Annotated in this window: 2 protein-coding genes and 1 pseudogene; all 3 read left to right on the plus strand. The window is 59.9% G+C overall.

Features of this window, described 5'->3' with window-relative positions:
• Nucleotides 1–617, plus strand: a pseudogene (locus HNO86_RS30060) (type VI secretion system tip protein VgrG); the annotation flags it as partial.
• On the plus strand, nucleotides 614–1,477 hold the full coding sequence (locus HNO86_RS30065) for a DUF4123 domain-containing protein (protein WP_175380564.1): 864 nt from the start codon (nucleotides 614–616) through the stop codon (nucleotides 1,475–1,477). The pseudogene HNO86_RS30060 and the gene HNO86_RS30065, both read left to right, overlap by 4 nt.
• Nucleotides 1,477–1,759: toxin VasX (locus tag HNO86_RS30070; protein ID WP_372242579.1), on the plus strand; the 283-nt coding region annotated here is incomplete at its 3' end. The genes HNO86_RS30065 and HNO86_RS30070, both read left to right, overlap by 1 nt.

Here is a 1,759-nt window from a genome sequence, read left to right on the forward strand (position 1 = left end):
TCAGTTCGCCCGGTGGCGGCGGCTCCAACGAACTGCGCATCGAAGACAAGAAAGGCCAGGAACAGATCTTCCTCCACGCCCAGCGCGACTGGGACGAGAACATCGAACACGACCAGAAGATTCGCGTCGGCAACGAGCGTCACGACACGGTCGAGCAGAACAGCTACAGCGAGTTCAAGGCCGAGGAACACCGCACGGTTCATGCCGACCGCAAAGCCGAAGCCCGCGCCGATGATCACCTGACCGTTGGCGTTAACCAGCACGTCAGGATCGGCACCGGGCAGCTCATCGAGGCTGGTCGGGAGATTCATCTGAAAAGCGGGATGAAAGTCGTGCTCGAGGCCGGGGCTGAACTGACACTCGTGGCAGGCGGCAGCTTCATCAAGATCGATGCCGGGGGCGTCACCGTGAGCGGGCCAATGATTAACCTCAACTCCGGCGGTAGCCCGGGGACTGGTACGGGGGCGGCGCCGCTGTTGCCGGGGCCGTTGAAGGAGGCGGATGCGGATAAGGCCGGTGATTTGCTTGTTCCTGCCTTGCGTCAGGCACTGCAAAAGGCAGCCACAACCGCTCAGCCGGTGTGTGAAGTCTGTCAGAAGCTGGGAGCTGCGAAATGACTCAAGGCGTCTCACGTTATCTGCTGCTGGACGGCGCCAGCATCAAAAACCTGCCAACCCGTTTGTACCGTCTGGATAGCAGCCCGACGATCGAATGGCTTTATCACGCGACACCCTATCGAGCGTTGTTCGATGTGGGTCCTGCTCTGGTCGTCCTGCGTGCCGACAGCCCACTCGAACAAGCTTTCATGGACCACTGGCAACACCATGCGGGCCTGATGATCGAGAGCGACGCGCCCATGCTGGAGCTGGCTGAGTATCTGCGCAGCCTGACTCATGCGCGAGTCAGCGGCGGTGCTTCATTGCTGTTTCGATACTACGACCCGCGTGTCATGCGTCATTGGCTGCCGGCCCTGAGTTCGGCCGAGCGAGATCGCATGATGGGACCGATCAGCCGCGTTCGGCTGCCGGCGAAAGAAGGCCAGGAAGAACAGTGGGTCGTTCGTGAACAGGATCGGCAAAACACGCAGCAATACGCAGAGCGTCCCTGGCTTTATCTGGATGAGCAACAGCTTCAACAGATCAACCAGGGAAAGCTGGAAGCGTTCGACCAGCAACTGCTGGAACACGTACGCACCTACTTTCCTGATTCATTGGCCGGGCTTTCCGACGCCGAACAGCAACAATGGGCAGCCTCTTGCCGCGAGGGCGCCGCGCTTTACGGGTATTCAGCGCCCTACGAAATTGCGCGCTGGGCAGTGTTGGTTGCGCAGTACGGCACCGCGTTTCCACAGGCTCCCGAACATCAGGCCTACCGCGAAATTCTTCAACAACAAACCCTCAACGCCGAACAACGCCTCGATGCCTTGTTGGTGGAACTGCAACGCCATTGGCTGCTGACTGACAAGGAGTCTTTTTAATGACCATGACTGCGCTCGATAAAATTCGCAATCTCGCTAGGGCTGATCACGCCGCACGAACCCGGTTTGGCAGCGAAGACCTGTCCAGTCCGGTCAGCACTTGCCCGGCCCGGCAAGCGGAAATCTTCGTCGTTCCCAGCCGTTATGCGATGGCCGAGCAGGCCGCCGAACACGCGGATTTCCAGCCGCCCAGCCCGACCCAAAGTCATCCGATGGCACTGCGCCGATTGCGTGCGGGGTACGTTTATCTGTGGCATGTCGAAGGCCCGCTCAAACGTTATG

The organism is Pseudomonas sp. C1C7, from assembly GCF_013359595.1.
Classification (GTDB): Bacteria; Pseudomonadota; Gammaproteobacteria; order Pseudomonadales; family Pseudomonadaceae; genus Aquipseudomonas.

Excerpts from the sequence above, each read along its gene's own strand:
- HNO86_RS30065 (WP_175380564.1), top strand. The coding sequence starts at position 614 with ATGACTCAAGGCGTCTCACGTTATCTGCTGCTGGACGGCGCCAGCATC.